This window comes from Staphylococcus agnetis (assembly GCF_002901865.1).
Lineage (GTDB): Bacteria > Bacillota > Bacilli > Staphylococcales > Staphylococcaceae > Staphylococcus > Staphylococcus agnetis.
In genome coordinates this window covers 1-315 of sequence record NZ_PPQF01000136.1, presented here as the reverse complement: position 1 = coordinate 315, position 315 = coordinate 1, and the positions used below count along the sequence as shown (strand labels likewise).

Below are 315 nucleotides of genomic sequence, written 5' to 3'. Positions count from 1 at the left end.
CTGAAAAGATCAGCCAACTGTACTACTTTCTCAGCGACCCTTAAAAGGGTCCTATTTTTTTCTAATCTTTTTATTTTCTTCCCCTGTGAATGGGTCTATATATTCCATCATTGTGAGTTGTTCTGCAACGATATCCTCTTGTAATTGATTTCGAATGTATTCTTCTATTACCTTTTTATTTCTTCCAACTGTATCTACATAAAATCCTTTACACCAAAACTTCCTATTACCATATTTATATTTCAAATGTGCATGTTTATCAAAAATCATTAAGCTACTCTTACCTTTTAAATATCCTACAAATTGAGAAACACT

The 315-nt window shown here is 31.1% G+C and carries 1 protein-coding gene; it reads right to left on the bottom strand.

Annotated features, from left to right (window positions below; genetic code table 11):
* Positions 1–51 precede the first annotated feature (51 nt).
* The coding region (tnpA, locus tag CD172_RS12215) for an IS200/IS605 family transposase (protein WP_142384448.1) at positions 52–315 on the bottom strand (264 nt) is incomplete at its 5' end.